This is a genomic window from Streptomyces sp. HmicA12, from assembly GCF_000373565.1.
Lineage (GTDB): Bacteria > Actinomycetota > Actinomycetes > Streptomycetales > Streptomycetaceae > Streptomyces.
Map to the genome: position 1 here is coordinate 1 of NZ_KB891820.1, position 18,164 is coordinate 18,164.

Below are 18,164 nucleotides of genomic sequence, written 5' to 3' on the forward strand. Positions count from 1 at the left end.
ACGGTCTGGCCGGCACGGATGTCCCGCAGCGCGCCGAGCACGGTGTCGATGCCCGGGATCCGGTCGTCCAGGAGGTAGGCGATCCGTGAGGCGCCGCCGCGCAGGAGTTCCAGGGCGAAGCCGTTGCCGCGGTCGGAGATGACGACGATGCCGACCCCCGGATGGTCGGTGCGCAGGCGGCGGGCCGCTTCGAGGGTGGCCATGGTGGTGACGACGGGTGTGCGCAGACTGATGATGACCGCGTCCGGTTCATGGCCCTCGACCACGGCCACCAGGTCGTCGGGGTGGCGGACCCGGCCCACGATCTTGATGTCGGGGGTGTCGGCGAGCAGCGCGGCGAGGCCGTCCCCGATCAGGAAGCTGTCGGTGGCGAGGACGACGGTGAGGGGTGTGGTGAGGGGTGTGCTGTCGGGTGCCATGTCCGGTCTCCTGGCTGGCGGGCAGCAGATCTCGGAGATGGCCGGTTGCGACGGAGGCTTTCCCAAGCCAGGGCAACCGCCGGACACGTCAAAGGTCTCGTGGTTCGACTCTACTCCGCAGGGCCCGCACCGAGGCCGTTCTCACGGGCCGACCGGCGCGAACTGGGCTTCCACGGCGGCATGTTGGGGGCACCCCCCCCCGGATGGAGGGCGGGCAGACACCCCGCTGGATTTGCAGGTCTGCCCCATACCGGCCGGTCGCGGGGAAAGGATTCACTGACAGGGTTCCTGCCCATGTCGGGGCTTGAGGGACGGGGCCGCGGCTGCGCGCCCACCGCCCGCCCGAGGAGGAGCCTTGTCCTGGTCCATCACTCCGGTCCTTCCCGCACCCCCTCCGACTCCCGGTCGCTGCGGGACGGATACGCGTCGGCCCGGGCAGCTCACGGCCCGGGGGGCGCGGTGAACGCGGCACACGGAGGCCACCGGCACGGGGGCCCACGCCGGCGGCCCCTCGCGTTCGGCGACGGCAGCCGCGCCGCAGCGGAGGGCCGGGGCGCCACAGGTTCTCAGCCGGAGCTCTTCGGCATGCGGGTACGTGCGGTGAACGACGTGTCCGTCGTCGAACTCCACGGGGAACTGGACCTCGTGGCGCACACCCGGCTGACACCGCAGATGGACCTGCTGACCCTCCTCGACCGGCCGTCGATCGTCATGGACCTGCGCAAGGTGACCTTCGTGGACGTACGCGGGCTGCGACTGCTCCTGCGGACCCGGGACCGCGTTCTGGAGCGCGGCGGCACCCTGCGCGTCCTGCCCGACACCCACCAGATCGCCAGAATCCTGCGCCTCACCGGCACCGGAACCGACTTCTGCCTGCTCGAAAGCCTTCCACCGCACCTGACAGCCTGAGGAGACCACCACGGTACCTACGGGCAGACCGACCCCGCCGTGCCGTCCGCGCGGGCTCCGGCGGGACCCGAAGCGCCACCCGACCGATCCACGAGACAACCGGCCGCCGCATGTCCGACCCGAACCGGTGAACGCCCCGGACCCTCGTGCCGGCCAGGCCACGAAGGCCACCACCGATCCGCTGACCCCAGCCCCCGTCCTCAGGCCCGCCCGAGTGGGGCGAACTCCCGCACGCCCCGGGTGACCTGAGGACCATCCCGGCGAGGAAGCGCGCCCCAGGGAGAGCGCGATTCCTCGCACCGGCGGCCGCCACCCTCGCCGACGCAGCGGTGGCGGCCGCCGCTTCATCGCTTCCCAGCGCCGGCCTCGCATGTCTGCCCCACCCCCAACGATGGACGGCACCGTCGGACAGCGCTCACCGTCCTTGAACCCCGCACTGAAACTGATCCGCGGCGCTGAAGCGCAGGGTGCAACCCTGGCCGCGCCGCACGGTCACCCCCTGGTCGAGCGCGACGCGCTGGGCGGGCTCCAGGTCGGCCGAGCGGAGGAAGTCGACGACCTTGCCCCGGCATGTCGAGGGTGGCCGGCAGCTCCGGGGCGGCGCCCGCCCTTGTCGCCCTTGGCCTCGGAGGCGCGCAGTCCGTCGTAGGTCAGCTCGCGCTGGAGTTCGCCGGCGGCGAGGGTTCGCACCATGAACTTCATGGTGGACGGCAGCTCGCCGGTGCGCGGGTGGCGGGCGGTGAGGTCCATCGCGGAGAACGCGCCGTCGTGGATGCGCGGCGCCACCTGGTCGCGATGGAGGACGTCGAGCACGTTGAGGATGTGGCCGGTGCCCCGGACGAGGCGGAACATCTCGGAGATGTGCACGGTGTCGCCCGGCCGCGCGTAGGTGAGCGGCTCGCGGAACTTCGGCCGCTGGAGCGGGTGAAGGCGGCTGGAGGTGCCCGGGCCCTCCGCGAAGGCAACCGAGTCCTCGATCCCGGCCTCGTGCCCGGCCTCGTAAAGGACGAGGTCCGGCCGGGCGGTCGACTGGTGGTCGGTCGAGACCCGTCTCCGTCGTCAAACCCTGTCAGCGATCACCATCGAGTCTGATGGGATTCGAGCCGCCGCGAACCCCCGGATTGCACGGGTTCATCGGACGCGCCGCCTGCCTGTCGTCAAACGATCGTTTGACGACAGACGGGGCGTCGGATCTTGTGCGCGGCCAGAGCGACGGCCGCGATCACCGCTACGGCGGCGGCGAGGGCCGGGCCGCCGTAGGTGATGACGTGCTGGAAGGAAGGGGCTGCGGCGTATCCGGCTGTGGCCTCAGCGCCGGCCCACAAAGGTGCGGCGAGCAGGCTGTAGGGGGCGATGCGCCGGTGGGGCAGGCGAGTCGCCCCCGCCAGGTGCGGGGTCAGGGTGCGTACGACGGGGACGAACCGGGAAAGGAAGACGGCCTGTCCGCCGCGCCGGGCCATGAGGGTGTCAGCCCGCCGCCAGGCGGCGGTGGGGACGCGCCGCCCGAAGCGCCCGGTGCGCAGGCGGCCGCCCAACAGGCGCCCCGTACGGTGGCCGAGCACGTCACCCGCCACGACGGCACTCGATGCGGTGACGATCACCAGCGCGAGGTTCAGGTCGCCGGCGCGGGCCAAGGCGCCGGAGGCCAGCAGCAGGGTGAGGGTCGGGACGAACGCGCCGATCAGCAGAACGGACTCGGTGAGCACGGCGGCGGCCAGGATCGCGTAGGCGCCCGCAGCGGGCAGCTGGGCGATCAGTCCGGTCAGCGTGTTCATCGGGCTGCCCCGGTCAGGATGTACGGCGCTGCCGGGGCGGACGCGTCGTTGGGGCGGCGCAGCTGCCAGACGTCGGCCGGGGGGAGGTTGGTCCACACGGTCCAGCGGCCGGTGGCGTAGCGGCGCTGGTAGCCGGCGAGGACTTCTTCGACGGCTCGGTGGCGGCGGGCCTCCGCACGGGAGGAGGTCAGGGCGCGGGCGTAGCGGGTGCCGCGGTAGGCGAAGTAGGCGAGGGTTCCGCCGGGGTGGAGCAGTTCCATGTACCGGTTCATGATTGTCTCGACCTGGGCGGGGGTGAAGTTGGTGAACGGCAGGCCGGAGATGATCACGTCGTAGGGGCGGCCGGTGTCGAGCTGTTCGACCAGCGCGTGGTGGACGCGGACCCGTTGGCTCTCACCGGCCAGCCGCGGATGGGTGCGGACAAGGCGGCGCAGTTGGGAGGCGAAGCGCGCGTTGGCCTCGACGATGTCCAGCCGGCTGCTCGGGGAGAGGCGGGGGATCAAGGTGCGGGTGACCGATCCGGTGCCCGCACCCGCCTCCAGAACATTCAGGGGCCGTGCTCCGTGCTCCTGCACCGGGTCGGTGAGCAGGCGGGCGAGCGTTCTGCTGCTGGGAGCGATGGCTCCGGTGGTGCGCAGGTCGCGGGCCGCTTCGATGAGGAACATCCAGCCCTCGGCGTTGCGCTGCGCGAGGACACGGTCGTGTGAGGTGGTCCAGTCGTCCATGTCTTCGACGCTAAGGACGCTCTCACCCCTGCGGATCGTCCCTTGTGCGACCGCCTTCCCCTACGAAAGTAGGGGGGTGTCATGGCAGAACGTCGGCGGTGGAACCGGCGGCCGTCTGCCTACGCTGCACAGGTGGAACGGGAACGAAGCCGCAGATGGGCCGCGTACGGGCGCTCCGTACTGGTGGTGCTGCTGACCCTGGCTGCTGTGCAGAGCGGGGCATTGACCAGTGGCGGCCGGTACGTCACCGCCCGTAGCGCGGTGGTGCTGGCGTGCGGGCTGGCTCTGCTGTGGGGCCATCGGTTGTGGTGGCCCGCTCCGGCTCTGACCACGGTGGCCACTGGCGTGTGGGGGCCGCCTGTACTGCCGTTGTTCCTGATCGCCCTGTTCGACCTTGCCGACCGGCGGCGCATCCGGGCGGCTGTCGTCTGCTCAGCCGTGGCGCTCGCCGGCAACGCCGTCCTTGGCCCGGCTGCGTCCTTGTGGATCCCGCAGCAGTACGGCTCGATGCTCTTCCTGATACTGGCCGTGATCGGCGGGCTGTGGATGGGCAACCGGCGCCGCCTGGTCCAGGCACTGAATGCCCAGGTGGAGCATCTGCGAACCGAGCGGGAACTGCGTGAGCAGGCCGCGCGGATGGCGGAACGTTCCGCGATCGCGGCGGAGATGCACGATGTGCTCGCCCACCGGCTCAGCCTGATCGCCCTGCACACCGGCATCCTGGCCACCAAGAAGGACACGCTGCCCGATCCCGTCATCGAACGCCTCAGCCTGCTGCGTACCGCCTCGACCGACGCCCTGACCGACCTGCGCGACGTGCTCGGCGCACTGCGCACCACGGAAACCCTGTCCGCCGCGGACCCGCCCGCACCGGTCCTGCGCGACGTCGAAGAAATGATCGAGCAGGCGCGGTCGGCCGGACAGGCCATCAGCGTGACCGTGGAGGGCAGCCCCGCACAGGCACCCGCTGCGCACCGGCTGGCCGTCTACCGGCTGATCCAGGAAGCCCTGACCAACGCCCGCAAGCACGCCCCCGACGCACCGGTCGGCGTCCGCATCTCCTACGCGCCGCCCGCCACCCTGGTCGAGGTCACCAACCCGCCCGGTACCGCCCTGGCCGACGGCAGGCCGGTACCTTCCGGCTTCGGCCTGATCGGCCTGCGCGAGCGCGTCGAAGCACTCGGCGGACACCTGAACGCCGGGCCCGGCGGCGCCGGCACCTGGCGCCTGGCCGCCCGCATCCCCCACCCCGTCACCGAACAGAACGGCCCCGATTCGTGATCCGCGCCATGGTCGTCGACGACGATGCCCTCGTCCGCCTCGGACTGACCGACCTCCTCGACAGCGACGACACCATCCACGTCGTCGCCCAGGCCACCGACGGACTCCACGCCATCGAGCAGGCAACCGCCCACCGCATCGACGTAGCCCTGGTCGACATCCGCATGCCCCGCATGGACGGCATCGCCGCCACCAAGCACCTACGCGCCCTGCCCCATCCCCCGAAGGTCATCACCCTGACCACCTTCGACCTCGACGAGTACGTCTACGACGCGCTGGCCGCCGGCGCCGACGGCTTCCTCCTCAAGGACACCGACCCGGCCGAAATCCTGCGCGCCGTCCACCTCGTGGCCGCAGGCTCCGCCATGCTCCACCCCACAGCCGCTCGCCGCCTCATCGACCGCTACCACCACACGGGTCGCCCCCAGGCCACCCAGGCCCAGGCCCGCATCGACGCCCTCACCCCACGCGAGAGGGACGTCCTGACCCTGCTCGCCCAAGGAGACACCAACGCCGACATCGCGAGAACCCTCCGCATGCAGGAGAGCACCGTGAAGTCCCACGTCAGTCGCATCCTGACCACCCTGGACGTCACCAACCGTGTCCAGGCCGCGCTTCTGGCCCGCGACGCGGGCCTCACCCCCTGAGACCCCGCACCAGCCCGCCGGAGCGGACCTCGGACCGAGCGCCGCGGTCGGCGCCGCCGGGACAAGGCCAAGATCGAGGCGACTGTTCGTATGCAGCCCGAACCGGCATAGGAGTCCGCCAGGGTTCAGAACACCGACCACACGCACGGACAAACAGGCGGCTGAGGCGGCGCCCACCCAAAAGGCCGTGGGCCGTGTTCTTCCAAACGGAAGAACACGGCCCACGGCCCACAGACGGCCCAGGAGAACGAAAACTCGCTCTGACCTGCGGCGATCCTAAATGTCGAAGTACAGCTCGAACTCGTGCGGGTGCGGCCGCAGCTGGATCGGGGCGATCTCGTTCGTGCGCTTGTAGTCGATCCACGTCTCGATCAGGTCGGACGTGAAGACGCCGCCGGCCTGCAGGTACTCGTTGTCCGCCTCGAGGGCGTCGAGGACCGCGGGGAGCGAGGTCGGGACCTGCTGGACGTTCGCGTGCTCCTCGGGAGCCAGCTCGTAGAGGTCCTTGTCGATCGGCTCGGCCGGCTCGATCTTGTTCTTGACGCCGTCGAGGCCGGCCATGAGCAGCGCCGAGAAGGCGAGGTACGGGTTCGAGGACGGGTCCGGCGCACGGAACTCGACGCGCTTGGCCTTCGGGTTCGAGCCCGTGATCGGGATGCGCATGGCCGCGGAGCGGTTGCGCTGCGAGTAGACCATGTTGACCGGGGCCTCGAAGCCCGGGACCAGGCGGTGGTACGAGTTCACCGTCGGGTTCGTGAAGGCGAGGAGGGACGGGGCGTGCTTCAGGATGCCGCCGATGTAGTAGCGCGCCATGTCCGAGAGGCCCGCGTAGCCCTGCTCGTCGTAGAACAGCGGGTCGCCGCCGGCCCACAGGGACTGGTGGACGTGCATGCCCGAGCCGTTGTCACCGAAGATCGGCTTCGGCATGAAGGTCGCGGTCTTGTTGTTGCGCCACGCGACGTTCTTCACGATGTACTTGAAGAGCATCAAGTCGTCGGCCGCGGCGAGCAGCGTGTTGAACTTGTAGTTGATCTCCGCCTGGCCGGCCGTGCCGACCTCGTGGTGCTGGCGCTCGACCTGCAGGCCGTTCTTGTCCAGCTCCAGGGAGATCTCCGCGCGCAGGTCGGCGAAGTGGTCGACCGGCGGGGCCGGGAAGTAACCGCCCTTGTAGCGGACCTTGTAGCCGCGGTTGTTCTCGACGGCGCCGGTGTTCCAGGCGCCCGCCTCGGAGTCGATCTCGTACAGCGAGCGGTTGGCGGAGGTCTCGAAGCGGACCGAGTCGAACACGTAGAACTCGGCCTCGGGGCCGAAGTACGCGGTGTCGGCGATGCCGGTCGACGCGAGGTAGGCCTCGGCCTTCTTCGCCACGTTGCGCGGGTCACGGGAGTACTGCTCGCCCGTGATCGGGTCGTGGATGAAGAAGTTGATGTTGACCGTCTTGTCGCGGCGGAAGGGGTCGACGCGCGCGGTGGACAGGTCGGCGCGGAGCGCCATGTCGGACTCGTGGATGGCCTGGAAGCCACGGATCGAGGAACCGTCGAAGGCGAGCTCCTCGGCCGGGTCGAACGCCGCAGCCGGCACCGTGAAGTGCTGCATCACACCCGGCAGGTCGCAGAACCGGACGTCGACGAACTTGACGTCCTCGTCCGCGATGAACTTCTTGGCGTCATCGGCGTTCTGGAACATCCAACTCCTCCTACTCCCACCCGGGGAGGGGCGGGGTTGCAGCTCGGTACAGCTCGACAGTGCGGCCAGTGCGGTGGCACACGCTGGGACCCGACCATAGGCAGACGTGATTTCTCAAGCATGACCCATTTGTTTCGCACAAGTTAACCGGAGCGGGGGCCGGAGCGGCGTACGGAGTGCGGCGCAGTACCTTGGATGCGTGGACAACAGGGAAGCAATGGGTTCGTGGCTGTCGGGACCGCGCGAGGCCTTGGAGAACGCGGGTGCGGACCTCGGTTACCGCGGTGAACAGCTCGGACTTCCGGAATCCGGTCCGGGCTCCATCGCCCGCCCCGGTCGGCGCATCGGAGCCCTCGTCGTCGACTGGGCGCTGTGCATGCTGATCGCATACGGCCTGGTCACGCACGGCTACAACCAGGCGACGGGCAACTGGGCGCTGCTCATCTTCTTCGTGCTCGGCGTGCTCACCGTCGGCACCATCGGCTGCACCCCGGGCAAGCGCCTTTTCGGCCTGCGGGTCGTTTCGGAGGCGGGCGGGCGGATCGGCGTGGGCCGGGTCGTCGTCCGCACGCTGCTGCTGTGTGTCGCCATCCCCGCGCTGATCTGGGACCGGGACGGCCGCGGCCTGCACGACCGTCTGGCCCGGTCCGTAGAGGTCCGTAGCTGAGACGTGGCCGGGTGCGGGTCCGGTGGGGCTGGTCGCGCAGTTCCCCCCGCCCCTGGAAGCGAGCTTCGCTCGCCCAGGGGAAGGCTGCGCGCAGCGCATGCCTCAGGGGCGCGGGGAACTGCGCGACCAGCCCCCACCCGCCGCCAGACGGCACACCACCGAACCCCGCAGACGAGAACCCGAAATGGGGCGGGCCGGAACCCGAAGGTTCCGGCCCGCCCCATTCACGTAGGAACAGCGGCAGCGTCACCGCATCTTGCCGCCACCCTTCGGCATCCGCATGCCCTTCGGCATCGGACCCTTCGGAAGCGGCATGTTCGACATCAGGTCACCCATGGCCCGCAGCCGGTCGTTGGTCGCGGTCACCTGGGGGCCGGTCAGTACCCGGTTGAGCTTCAGCATCGTCGTGCGGAGCTTCTTGAGCGGGACCTGGCCCTCGCCGTTGCCGACCAGGATGTCGTGCACGGGGACGTCGGCCACGATGCGGGCCATCTTCTTCTTCTCGGCCGCGAGCAGCGACTTCACCCGGTTCGGGTTGCCCTCGGCGACGAGCACGATGCCGGCCTTGCCGACCGCGCGGTGCACGACGTCCTGGCTCCGGTTCATCGCGACCGCCGGAGTCGTCGTCCAGCCACGGCCGATGTTGTCGAGCACCGCGGCCGCCGCTCCGGGCTGGCCTTCCATCTGCCCGAAGGCCGCTCGCTCAGCACGGCGTCCGAAGACGATCGCCATCGCGAGGAAGGCGAGCAGGAAGCCGAGAATTCCGAGATAGATGGGGTGACCGATCAAGAAGCCGATGGCGAGGAAGACACCGAAGGTGACGATTCCCACAGCCGCGAGCACAAGACCGATCTTCGGGTCGGCCTTGCTGGTCATCTTGTAGGTCAGAGCGATCTGCTTGAGTCGCCCCGTGTTCGCAGCGTCCGCTGCTGGTTCCTTCCTCGCCATGCTTGAAGTCTACGTGGCCGGGGAGGCCGCATGAACAGCAGTACGGTCCGGGAGGTTCAACGAGGCGTCAGCCCCGGGCGGAGACGGCCTCGATGACGCGCTGGGCCTCCACCCGGTCCTTGGCACGGCGACGGTCCTCCAGCACGGAGGTCCAGGCGTTGCGGCGGGCGTGGCGCTGACCGCCGCTCATGAGCAGCGACTCGACGGCACGCAGTGCGTCGGTGAACGTCGGGATGGCGGTAGCGCGTACGGGCGCGGCCTGCATCGTTGAGGTCCCCCCTCAGAGGCGGATCACGGCTTTGGTGAAGGGTGCACGAGCTGTGATTTCAGGGTCACTGATTGGTGTTACCAGGGCGTGACCGGGCGGTCAAACGCCAATGAAGCCTTGATGGTCGGGCACGAAACGCTGACGCGGCCCTGACGTTCGCCCTCATCTGCGAGGACGGTCAGGACCGCGTCTTACCAGCCACTACCGTTCGGTAGTTTCTTGTGCGTGAATTCACACGGGCGTGTCGCCCGCGGGCTCACCGGACGGTCAGACCGCCTGAGAGGCGACGTACGCGCCGCGCTTCTCGATCGCCATCTGGTACAGCCGCCCGGCGCGGTACGAGGAGCGGACCAGCGGGCCCGACATGACGCCGGAGAAACCGATCTGCTCGGCCTCGTCCTTCAGCTCCACGAACTCGTTCGGCTTGACCCAGCGCTCCACGGGGTGGTGCCGCACCGACGGCCGCAGGTACTGCGTGATGGTGATCAGCTCGCAGCCGGCGTCGTGCAGCTGGCGCAGCGCCTCGGAGACCTCTTCACGGGTCTCGCCCATGCCGAGGATCAGGTTCGACTTGGTCACCAGGCCGTACTCGCGGGCCTCGGTGATGACCTTCAGCGAGCGCTCGTAGCGGAAGCCCGGGCGGATGCGCTTGAAGATCCGCGGCACCGTCTCGACGTTGTGCGCGAAGACCTCGGGACGCGAGGAGAAGACCTCGGCGAGCTGCTCCGGCTCGGCGTTGAAGTCGGGGGCGAGGAGCTCGACCTTGGTGCGGCCCTCGGCGCGCTCGGCGGTCTGCGCGTGGATCTGGCGGACCGTCTCCGCGTACAGCCAGGCGCCGCCGTCCTCCAGGTCGTCGCGGGCGACGCCGGTGATCGTGGCGTAGTTCAGGTCCATCGTGACGACGGACTCGCCGACGCGGCGCGGCTCGTCGCGGTCGAGGGCCTCGGGCTTGCCGGTGTCGATCTGGCAGAAGTCACAGCGCCGGGTGCACTGGTCACCGCCGATGAGGAAGGTCGCCTCGCGGTCCTCCCAGCACTCGTAGATGTTGGGACAGCCCGCCTCCTGGCAGACCGTGTGCAGGCCCTCGGACTTCACGAGGTTCTGCATCTTCGTGTATTCGGGGCCCATTTTCGCCCGGGTCTTGATCCACTCGGGCTTGCGCTCGATGGGGGTCTGAGCGTTACGGACCTCCAGGCGCAGCATCTTGCGTCCGTCGGGTGCGACTGCGGACACGACCGGCTCCCTAAAGCTTTGATTCCTCGGCGTACATCAGGGTACGCCCGTGATGTTCATGGCCCTCACGGATGGCCAACCGTTGGCCATGAGGGTGCATTCCCCGCGGAGGGATCAGGCCGAGGCCGTCTCGACGACGCGCGGCTTGAGGTCCGCGCCGCCCAGGACGTCCTGCAGGTGCTTCTCCGCGACCGGGAGCACCTCCTCCATGGTGACCTCGCGGCCGAGCTCGTACGAGAGGGAGGTCACACCGGCGTCGCGGATGCCGCACGGGATGATCTTGTCGAAGTTCGAGGTGTCCGGGTTCACGTTCAGCGCGAAGCCGTGCATCGTGACGCCCTTGGCGACGCGGATGCCCATGGCGCAGATCTTGCGGTCCTCGTGACGCTGGCCCGCGTTGGACGGCGCGTACTCGGGGCCGACCAGACGGTGGTCGAACTCCTCGTCCTCGCTGCTGAGGCGCGGGTTGAAGTCGAGGGAGAGCCCGCCCAGACTCGTGCGCTGCTCGATGGGGTCGCCGAGGACCCACACACCGGCCCGGCCCTCGACGCGCGCGGCCTCGATGCCGAACTCGGCGCAGACCGCGATCATCGCGTCTTCCAGGCGGCGCAGGTGTGCGACCACGTCCACGGGGCGGGGCAGCTTCTGGATCGGGTAGCCGACCAGCTGACCCGGGCCGTGCCAGGTGATCTTGCCGCCGCGGTCCACGTCGATGACCGGGGTGCCGTCCAGCGGGCGCTCCTCGGGAGCGGTGCGGCGGCCGGCCGTGTAGACCGGCGGGTGCTCCAGGAGCAGACAGGTGTCGGGGATCTCGTCGGCGAAACGGGCTGCGTGTACGCGGCGCTGCTCGTCCCAGGCCTCCTGGTACTCGACCATCTCCGCACCGAACCCCATGCGGACGAACCGGAACTCACTCACGGTCAGTGCCTCCTCGAAAAACCTTCACCGTGCACATGTCGCGCCCAGAGCAAGGGTACGGCGCGTCAATGCGTCGGGAAGAGGCGGTACGAGGCGTCCAGATCCCGCACCTCGACCGAGTACGTCACGCCGGGAGCCCCGGACAGATGCTTGTCGAGCAGCGCCAGTACGTCCTCGGAGAGTGCGTTCTTCATCGCCTGCGGGCGGCCGGGGAGCAGGCCGACCGACACGTGCACGAAGGGGGCCGCCGCTCCGTCCACGTACGACGCCGAGGGCCGCGCGAAGGTCTTCCCGACCCCCACCGACCGCACGCGGTCGACGACCAGCGGGTGGAGCTCCGCCACGAGGGCGGACACGTCGAGACCACTGTCCGTGCCGACGAGGTCGTCGGAGTAGTCGATGTCGATATGAGGCACGGGGAACCTTGAACCTTCCGGTGTAGCGCACACGCATCGTACGTCTGTGCGGCTCCTGTCGGCTCCCGAGTCCCGGTCGCTCCGGCCGTCCCCTGCCTCCACCCGCCTCTGTCCACCTTCCTCGCGGTTCGTCACACGATCGGATGAAGGGCGGGCAAAGCCCCCTTCGCGGCCGAATATCGCCGTTACAGTCGCGCCGTTCCATGAGGGCTGCACCCCGGCCCGGAAGGCAGGAGACCGCACAGCTGATGACGGAACGACCTCCGCAGCGCACCCCGAACCGCCAGCTCGCCGCGCTCATCGCGGAGGCGGGTTTCTCCAATGCGGGGCTCGCGCGCCGCGTGGACCAGCTAGGCCTGGAACACGGTCTCGACCTGCGCTACGACAAGACATCGGTGACCAGATGGCTGCGCGGGCAGCAGCCGAGAGGGACGACACCCGCCCTCATCGCCGAGGTGTTCACCCGCCGCCTCGGGCGGCGGCTCTCCGCGCAGGACCTCGGGCTCGACGCCTGCGCGCCCGTGTACGCGGGCCTGGAGTTCGCGGGCTCGCCCGAGGAGGCCGTCGACATCGTCAGCGGCCTGTGGCGCAAGGACTCCGGCAGTCACGCCGAGCTCCGCAAGATCGCGTTCACCCCCGCGGGGCTCGTCGTGCCCAGCCGCGACTGGCTGATCGGCCGCGCCGACGACCGGGTGGCCAGAGGGGACGCCCCGCTCCGGGTGCCCGTGCAGGGGCGGCCCGCCGTGCCCCGGCAGCGCACCCAGACCGAGCGCGGGCCCGGCCAGAAGGTGACCGGCGGCGACATCGCGGCGCTGCGCTCGGTCGGCGAGCTGTTCCGCGCGCTCGACCACGCCTACGGCGGCGGGCACGCGCGCCAGGCCCTGGTCCGCTACCTGGAGCACGAGGCCGAGCCGATGCTCCGCGGCTCCTACGGGGAGCAGACCGGGCGGCGCCTCTTCGACGCCGTCGCCGATCTCACCCGGCTCGCGGGCTGGACCTCGTACGACATCGCGGCGCACGGTCTCGCCCAGCGCTACTTCGTCCAGGCGCTGCGGCTCGCGCAGGCCGCGGGGGACCGGATGTACGGGTCGTACGTCCTGGTCACCATGAGCCGGCAGGCCGTGTACCTCGGGCACGGGCGCGAGGCGGTGCAGCTGGCGCGCGTCGCCCAGCAGGGCGTGGGCTCCTCGCCGCCGCCGGCCGTCCAGGCGCTGCTGCACGCCGTGGAGGCGCGCGGGCACGGGCTGCTCGGGGAGGTGCGGGCCTGCACCTCGTCCTTGGTGCGGGCCGAGCGGGCGCTCGACGCGGTGCGGGCCGGGGACGAAGTGCCGCACTGGGCACGGTTCTTCGACGAGGCGCAGCTGGCGGACGAGTTCGCGCACTGCTACCGCGATCTGCAGCAGTACCGGGCCGCGGCCCAGCACGCGGAGCGGTCGCTGCAGCTGCGCTCGCCCGGGTTCGCGCGCAGCCGGCTGTTCTGCCGGGTGGTGCTCGCCTCGGCGCGGCTCGGGCTCGGGGAGCTGGACGCGGCGTGCCTGCTCGGGGCGGAGGCGGCGGCCGCGGCGGCCGACATGCGATCCGTGCGGGCGCACGAGTACGTCCGGGAGTTCGAGCGCCGGCTGGAGCCGTACCGCGACGCGGGGCCCGTGCGGGGGTACCGGGACAAGGTCGCCGCGCTGGGGTGACCCGTCGGGGTTGGGGGCGCCCGCCTCCGGAAAGTGCCACGGAGACGGGCGCGGTTCTAGGGGCGAGCGGCGCCGGTGACGGGGGTTCCGGCGCGGGCGCTCAGGCCGCTTCGTGCACCGGGGTCTCCTCCTCGCCGGATGCCGGGGAGGCGGCCGCGGGCACGCCCAGATCCGTCAGGACCGCGCGCGCCGCCCGCCGCCCCGAGTGGAGCGCGCCCTGCACGGTGCTCGTGTCCCGGTGGTCGCCGCACACGTACAGGCCGTCGAGGAGTCGCACCGGGCGGCGCGGGTCGTGCGGGGCCGGCATCGCGGGCACGGCGTGGGCGTCGTGGTGGACCGCCAGGGTCTCCCAGCGGCACGTCGACGTGCCGTAGAGCGCGGCGAGTTGGGCGCGCAGCTCGCGATCGCCGGGCGGCGGTCCGAGCACGGTCGAGGAGATGAGGGCGCGACCCGCCGGGGCGCGGCTCGGGTCCACCTGGCTGATCACGGAGGTGTGCGCGACGGGCCCGAGCCGGTCGGCGTCGAGGAGCAACGCGGCCTCGGCGAGCGGTGGTTCGGGCGCCGCGTGGTGCACCACGGTGACGGGGTGGAAGCCGGGCACGCGCAGGCCGGGCAGGAGTGCGGCGGCGGCGAGTGCGTCGGTCGCCAACACGACGCCGCTGCACGGGAGTTCACCGTGCTCGGCGGTGGTGACATGGTTCGCCGCGACGGCGGTGACCCGGACGCCGGTGTGCACGGTGCCGGGCGGGAGGCCGCTCGCGAGCAGCTCGGGCAGGGCGTCCGCGCCGCCCTCGGGAACGGCGAGGCGGCCCTTCGCGTACGCGTGCAGGGCGAGCTCGGCACACCGGCTGGACGTCGTCAGGTCCGGGTCGCAGAGGAGCGCCGAGAGCAGCGGGCGGATGAAGCCGTGCAGGGTCCTCGACGGCAGCCCGCGCTCCGACAGGGCCCGGGAGATGGGGAGTTCGGGCCGGGCGAGCAGTCGGGCGGGCGGTGTCGCGGCGATCCGGGCCAGGGCCGCGCCGAGCCGCGCGTGGTCGAGCGGGCCGCCCAGTGGGGGCCTGACACCCCGTGCCGGACGAGGGGCGCTCGCAAGAGCGCGCGCCGCACTCAGTGCGCCCCTCGCGCGCCGGGGGCCGACCGGTTCCCCGGCGCGGTGGCGGCGGCCCTCGCTGTGCACGAGGACGCCGGGGGAGAAGGGGCGCAGGGCGAGACCGTCCAGACCGGGCGTGCGGCGCAGTTCCGGGTACGAGGTCGAGAGCAGCGGCCCGATCCGGTCGACCCGGAACCCGTCGACCTTCTCCGTGGACATGCGGCCGCCCACGCCCGACGCGGCCTCCAGGACCAAGGTCCTCACACCCGCCCTGGTCAGGTGCTGGGCCGCGGCGAGTCCGGCGACCCCGGCCCCCACGATGACGACGGTCCCTGGTTCTGCGTGTACGGGCTCAAGCACGTGCGCCTCCCCGAGGTTGCGCGGCTGTCGGCTGGAGGCGTATGCCCCCGACTCGGCCCCGGAATACCTGAGTTCGGGTCGAGGGTAGGTGGGGTTGTGGTGAAGAGGGTCCGCGCATCGGGGCGGCACGGGCGCACGGCCGGTCCGCCGGGTGCGCCCCGTCAGGGGGTGGGGGAGTCGCCGGGCCGGCCCCGGCGGGCCCGCGGACGCGTGTGCGCGGTCACTCGGCGCTCGCGTCCGCGGCCGTCCGGTGGCCGAGCGCGCGGTTGCCCGCGCCCCTCAGTGCGCGGACCACCAGGTCCGCCGGAGAGCCGGGGCCGGAGACGTCCGCATCCGAGGCCGCCCAGACCTCCAGGGAGACGCGGATCGCGTCGGTCGCGGCGGCGGCGATGAGCCGGGCCTCCAGCTCGTCCACGTCCGGCCCGACGAGCCGGGTCATCAGCGGCAGCAACTGCTCCTCGGACTCCTGGTTCACCCGGTACCAGACGGCCCGCAGGGCCGGATCGTCCTGTGCCGCCCGCAGCAGCCCCCGGGTCCAGTTCAGCGCCTCCGCCGCGGCCTCGCCGGGCTGCGACAGCGAGGCCACCGCGGCGGTCTCCAGGGCCTCGGGCAGCGGTGTCCCGGGGGCCGTCGCGGCGAGCAGTTCGCGCCAGTGGGCCCCGCCGGAGGAGAGCAGCGGCGCCACCGCGTCCTGCTTGTTGCGGAAGTACCGGTAGAAGGTGCGCAGCGCGACCCCGGCCCGACCCGCGATCTCCTCCGCGGTCGTCCCGTCGGGGCCCCGTTCGGTGAAGAGTTCGGCCGCGGCGTGCGCGATGTCGAGCAGGGTCGCGGCCTTGCGGCGCTCGGTCAGCGAAAGGGGCTGGTTCACGGGTCGGGTCACCTGAGGAAGCGTAACCGGAGAGGGCCAAAGCGGCACGAAACGCCGTTGTGGCAAAACGTGCCACCTAGGCGTACGGTGAGCGCCGTGCGCGGCGCGGAACCGGACGCCGCACGCGGAAAGAACCCAGGGAGACCCATATGAACCGCTACGAAGGCCGCCGCGCGCTGATCACCGGCGGCGGATCGGGCATCGGCCAGGCCACCGTGCTGCGCGTCCTGTCGGAGGGCGGCACGGTCGTCGCCGCCGACGTCAGCGAGGCCGGCCTCGCCGACACCGTCACCAAGGCGGGCGCCGACGCCGCGCGCCTCACCACGGTCGTCGTGAACATCGCCGACGAGGCGTCCGTGCGCGCGGGCGTCGCCGCCGCGCTCGCGGCCCTCGGCGGCCTGGACGTCCTCGTGAACGCGGCCGGCATCCTGCGCTCCTCGCACACCCACGAGACGTCGCTCGCCGACTTCACCACGGTGCTCGCGGTCAACCTGACCGGCACCTTCCTGATGATCCGCGAGGCGATACCGGCGCTGCTCGACGGGAACTCCCCGGCCGTCGTGAACTTCAGCTCGACGTCCGCGATGTTCGCCCACCCGTACATGGCGGCCTACGCGGCCAGCAAGGGCGGCGTCCAGTCCATGACGCACGCGCTCGCCGCCGAGTACGGCAAGCAGGGCATCCGGTTCACCGCCGTGCAGCCCGGCTCGATCTCCTCCGGCATGACGGACGGCTCCGGGAAGAGCGGGCAGAGCCAGGGTCCGGGGCTCCCCGCGGACACCGACTGGAGCCTGTTCACCAAGCTGGCGCCCGCGCTGGGAGACGGTTTCGCCGGGCCGGAGGCGGTGGCCGGGGTGGTCGCGATGCTGGCGTCCGACGACGGCCGGTTCATCACCGGTACGGAGGTGCGGATCGACGGGGGGACGCACTACTGAGCCGGGGCGGCGGCGCCGCGTCTGCCGTGCCGTCGTGCGCGGCCGGCCGCGGCTTTCGTCTTGGCCACCGGGCCCGCACCCGCTCGTGCGCCGTCGGAGCTACGGCGACGAAGCGCGCCCTACGACGACACCAACGCCCCCGTGTCGACCGGCGAGGTCGAGGACGCGGCCCGCGCCGCGTCCCCGGAGACCTCGTCGGCGGTCAGCACGTACCCGGTCCCCGCATCCGTCGTGGACCGCGCGAACACGACCCCGTACACCTCGCCGGAGGTGGTGAGCAGCGGCCCGCCCGAGTTGCCGGGCAGCACCGTCGAGCGGATCGAGTAGATCTGCCGCGAGACGCTCCCGGCCCCGTAGATGTCCTGCCCGTTCGCGTCGATCGTGTCGGCGACCGTCGCCGCCTGGAGGTCGAGTCCGCCGTCCTGCGGATACCCGGCGACCACCGCGGCGTCGCCCCGCGCGGCGTCGTCGTCGAAGGACAGGGTGGGCGCCCGGAGGTCCGGCACGTAGAGCACCGCCACGTCCTTGTCCGGGTCGAAGAGCACGACCCGCGCCGCGTAGGCACGGCCGACGCCGCCCACCCGGACCGTCGGGTCGTCGATGCCCGCGACCACGTGGGCGTTGGTCATGACGTGCTCGGAGGCGTAGACGAAACCGCTGCCCTCGCGGCCCTGGGTGCCCGACGCGCCCTCCACCTTGACGGTGCTCGCCGTCGCGGCGCGGGTCGCCCTCGCCGTCACGTTGTCCCCGGAGGGCTTCGCCACCTCGGCCGACGGCTCGCTCGCGAACGGGTCGAAGACCTGCGGGAACCCGGCCGAGGTGAGCGCCCCGGTCGCCTTCGAGAACCACGCGGGGGTCGTCGACGGCATCGTGTTCTGCACGGCGCCGAGCACCGTCGAGGAGCGGATCGCCTGGTTCAGGGTCGCCGACGACGACGCCGCGAGGACGCTGCCCGCCACCCACGCCACCACCAGGACGGCGACCGTGCTGGCCGCCGCCCCGCCGATCCCGTCCGCCACGCGCAGCGCGCCCGGCGCCCGGTCCATGCCGCCGCGCACCCGCAGCGCGAGCCGCCCGGCGAGGGCGTGCCCGAGGATCGCGGGCAGCAGCACCGTGAGCACGGCGACGACCGTGGCCGTCGACGTGCCGGCCGTGACCGTCTCCATCAGGAACGGCAGCAGCCACACGCCGACGACGGCGCCGCCCACGAATCCGGCCAGCGACACGCAGCCCGAGAGCAGGCCGCGGCGGTAACCGGAGGCCGCGTAGACGACCGCCGCCACGATCAGCAGCACGTCGAGTATGTGCAGGTCCATATCGGTAACAAACGACCA

At 71.5% G+C, this 18,164-nt stretch carries 17 protein-coding genes and 2 pseudogenes; 6 read left to right on the forward strand and 13 right to left on the reverse strand.

All coding sequences use genetic code 11. The features are described from left to right. Positions 1 to 419, reverse strand: a pseudogene (locus tag B072_RS48350) (response regulator); the annotation flags it as partial. 585 nt (positions 420 to 1,004) lie between these two features. Between B072_RS48350 and B072_RS48355 the strand changes: the two are divergent. Then, the gene (locus B072_RS48355) at positions 1,005 to 1,328 is read left to right on the forward strand and encodes an STAS domain-containing protein (RefSeq protein WP_018532927.1); all 324 of its coding nucleotides are present in this window, start codon (positions 1,005 to 1,007) and stop codon (positions 1,326 to 1,328) included. Positions 1,329 to 1,820: 492 nt separating this feature from the next. On the opposite strand, the pseudogene B072_RS46825 reads toward B072_RS48355, so the two are convergent. From B072_RS46825 to B072_RS0126280, 3 genes and pseudogenes are all read right to left on the reverse strand, one after another. Continuing rightward, positions 1,821 to 2,318 (reverse strand): annotated as a pseudogene (locus tag B072_RS46825) (recombinase family protein); the annotation flags it as partial. 167 nt (positions 2,319 to 2,485) lie between these two features. Then, entirely contained in the window at positions 2,486 to 3,103 is a 618-nt protein-coding gene (locus B072_RS0126275; protein ID WP_018532929.1) for a DedA family protein, read from the reverse strand. After that, positions 3,100 to 3,828 carry a class I SAM-dependent methyltransferase gene (locus B072_RS0126280; protein ID WP_018532930.1) on the reverse strand — a complete coding sequence of 243 codons (729 nt, stop codon included), beginning with the start codon at positions 3,826 to 3,828 and terminating at the stop codon, positions 3,100 to 3,102. Before B072_RS0126280 ends, B072_RS0126275 begins: the two co-directional genes overlap by 4 nt. Before the next feature lie 183 nt (positions 3,829 to 4,011). On the opposite strand from B072_RS0126280, the gene B072_RS0126285 reads away from it, so the two are divergent. Next, positions 4,012 to 5,109 (forward strand): sensor histidine kinase, encoded by a 1,098-nt coding sequence (locus B072_RS0126285; RefSeq protein ID WP_026246317.1) that lies wholly within the window; start codon positions 4,012 to 4,014, stop codon positions 5,107 to 5,109. Continuing rightward, on the forward strand, positions 5,106 to 5,756 hold the full coding sequence (locus B072_RS0126290) for a response regulator (RefSeq protein WP_026246318.1): 651 nt from the start codon (positions 5,106 to 5,108) through the stop codon (positions 5,754 to 5,756). The genes B072_RS0126285 and B072_RS0126290 overlap by 4 nt, the downstream gene beginning before the upstream one ends. Before the next feature lie 276 nt (positions 5,757 to 6,032). Here the strand turns inward: B072_RS0126290 and glnA are convergent, their stop codons facing one another. After that, on the reverse strand, positions 6,033 to 7,442 hold the full coding sequence (glnA, locus tag B072_RS0126295) for a type I glutamate--ammonia ligase (protein ID WP_018532933.1): 1,410 nt from the start codon (positions 7,440 to 7,442) through the stop codon (positions 6,033 to 6,035). A 199-nt stretch (positions 7,443 to 7,641) separates the two neighbouring features. Between glnA and B072_RS0126300 the strand changes: the two genes are divergently transcribed. Continuing rightward, positions 7,642 to 8,109, forward strand: coding sequence for an RDD family protein (locus tag B072_RS0126300; protein ID WP_026246319.1), 468 nt, complete (start codon positions 7,642 to 7,644; stop codon positions 8,107 to 8,109). A 246-nt stretch (positions 8,110 to 8,355) separates the two neighbouring features. On the opposite strand, the gene B072_RS0126305 is transcribed toward B072_RS0126300, so the two are convergent. The 5 genes from B072_RS0126305 to B072_RS0126325 all read right to left on the reverse strand — a co-directional run bounded on the left by B072_RS0126305 (position 8,356) and on the right by B072_RS0126325 (position 11,892). Beyond that, entirely contained in the window at positions 8,356 to 9,057 is a 702-nt protein-coding gene (locus tag B072_RS0126305; RefSeq protein WP_018532935.1) for a DUF4191 domain-containing protein, read from the reverse strand. 67 nt (positions 9,058 to 9,124) lie between these two features. Further along, a complete protein-coding gene (locus tag B072_RS0126310; RefSeq protein ID WP_018532936.1) occupies positions 9,125 to 9,322 on the reverse strand; it encodes a hypothetical protein in 198 nt (65 codons plus the stop codon). 270 nt (positions 9,323 to 9,592) lie between these two features. Beyond that, on the reverse strand, positions 9,593 to 10,558 hold the full coding sequence (gene lipA / locus B072_RS0126315) for a lipoyl synthase (protein WP_018532937.1): 966 nt from the start codon (positions 10,556 to 10,558) through the stop codon (positions 9,593 to 9,595). A gap of 114 nt (positions 10,559 to 10,672) precedes the next feature. Then, positions 10,673 to 11,476, reverse strand: coding sequence for a lipoyl(octanoyl) transferase LipB (gene lipB, locus B072_RS0126320; protein WP_018532938.1), 804 nt, complete (start codon positions 11,474 to 11,476; stop codon positions 10,673 to 10,675). Between the two features lie 65 nt (positions 11,477 to 11,541). Then, positions 11,542 to 11,892: a 5-carboxymethyl-2-hydroxymuconate Delta-isomerase gene (locus tag B072_RS0126325; protein ID WP_018532939.1), complete on the reverse strand. Its 351-nt coding sequence runs from the start codon at positions 11,890 to 11,892 to the stop codon at positions 11,542 to 11,544. A gap of 248 nt (positions 11,893 to 12,140) precedes the next feature. Here B072_RS0126325 and B072_RS0126330 point away from each other — a divergent pair, with 248 nt between their 5' ends. Beyond that, the gene (locus B072_RS0126330) at positions 12,141 to 13,577 is read left to right on the forward strand and encodes a hypothetical protein (protein WP_018532940.1); all 1,437 of its coding nucleotides are present in this window, start codon (positions 12,141 to 12,143) and stop codon (positions 13,575 to 13,577) included. A 100-nt stretch (positions 13,578 to 13,677) separates the two neighbouring features. Here the strand turns inward: B072_RS0126330 and B072_RS0126335 are convergent, their stop codons facing one another. After that, positions 13,678 to 15,027, reverse strand: a complete 1,350-nt coding sequence (locus B072_RS0126335) for an NAD(P)/FAD-dependent oxidoreductase (RefSeq protein ID WP_026246320.1) — start codon at positions 15,025 to 15,027, stop codon at positions 13,678 to 13,680. Positions 15,028 to 15,247: 220 nt separating this feature from the next. Beyond that, on the reverse strand, positions 15,248 to 15,907 hold the full coding sequence (locus tag B072_RS0126340; protein ID WP_106432947.1) for a TetR family transcriptional regulator: 660 nt from the start codon (positions 15,905 to 15,907) through the stop codon (positions 15,248 to 15,250). Between the two features lie 137 nt (positions 15,908 to 16,044). Between B072_RS0126340 and B072_RS0126345 the strand changes: the two genes are divergently transcribed. Next, positions 16,045 to 16,830 (forward strand): SDR family NAD(P)-dependent oxidoreductase, encoded by a 786-nt coding sequence (locus tag B072_RS0126345; protein ID WP_018532943.1) that lies wholly within the window; start codon positions 16,045 to 16,047, stop codon positions 16,828 to 16,830. Between the two features lie 119 nt (positions 16,831 to 16,949). Here the strand turns inward: B072_RS0126345 and B072_RS0126350 are convergent, their stop codons facing one another. Further along, the gene (locus B072_RS0126350) at positions 16,950 to 18,140 is read right to left on the reverse strand and encodes a MarP family serine protease (RefSeq protein ID WP_026246321.1); all 1,191 of its coding nucleotides are present in this window, start codon (positions 18,138 to 18,140) and stop codon (positions 16,950 to 16,952) included. Positions 18,141 to 18,164: the final 24 nt, after the last annotated feature.

What these genes read in the sequence shown, in the direction of transcription:
- B072_RS48355 (WP_018532927.1), top strand. Translation starts at nt 1,005, where the DNA reads ATGCGGGTACGTGCGGTGAACGACGTGTCCGTCGTCGAACTCCACGGG.
- B072_RS0126275 (WP_018532929.1), bottom strand. Translation starts at nt 3,103, where the DNA reads ATGAACACGCTGACCGGACTGATCGCCCAGCTGCCCGCTGCGGGCGCC.
- B072_RS0126280 (WP_018532930.1), bottom strand. Translation starts at nt 3,828, where the DNA reads ATGGACGACTGGACCACCTCACACGACCGTGTCCTCGCGCAGCGCAAC.
- glnA (WP_018532933.1), bottom strand. Translation starts at nt 7,442, where the DNA reads ATGTTCCAGAACGCCGATGACGCCAAGAAGTTCATCGCGGACGAGGAC.
- B072_RS0126305 (WP_018532935.1), bottom strand. Translation starts at nt 9,057, where the DNA reads ATGGCGAGGAAGGAACCAGCAGCGGACGCTGCGAACACGGGGCGACTC.
- B072_RS0126310 (WP_018532936.1), bottom strand. Translation starts at nt 9,322, where the DNA reads ATGCAGGCCGCGCCCGTACGCGCTACCGCCATCCCGACGTTCACCGAC.
- B072_RS0126330 (WP_018532940.1), top strand. Translation starts at nt 12,141, where the DNA reads ATGACGGAACGACCTCCGCAGCGCACCCCGAACCGCCAGCTCGCCGCG.
- B072_RS0126345 (WP_018532943.1), top strand. Translation starts at nt 16,045, where the DNA reads ATGAACCGCTACGAAGGCCGCCGCGCGCTGATCACCGGCGGCGGATCG.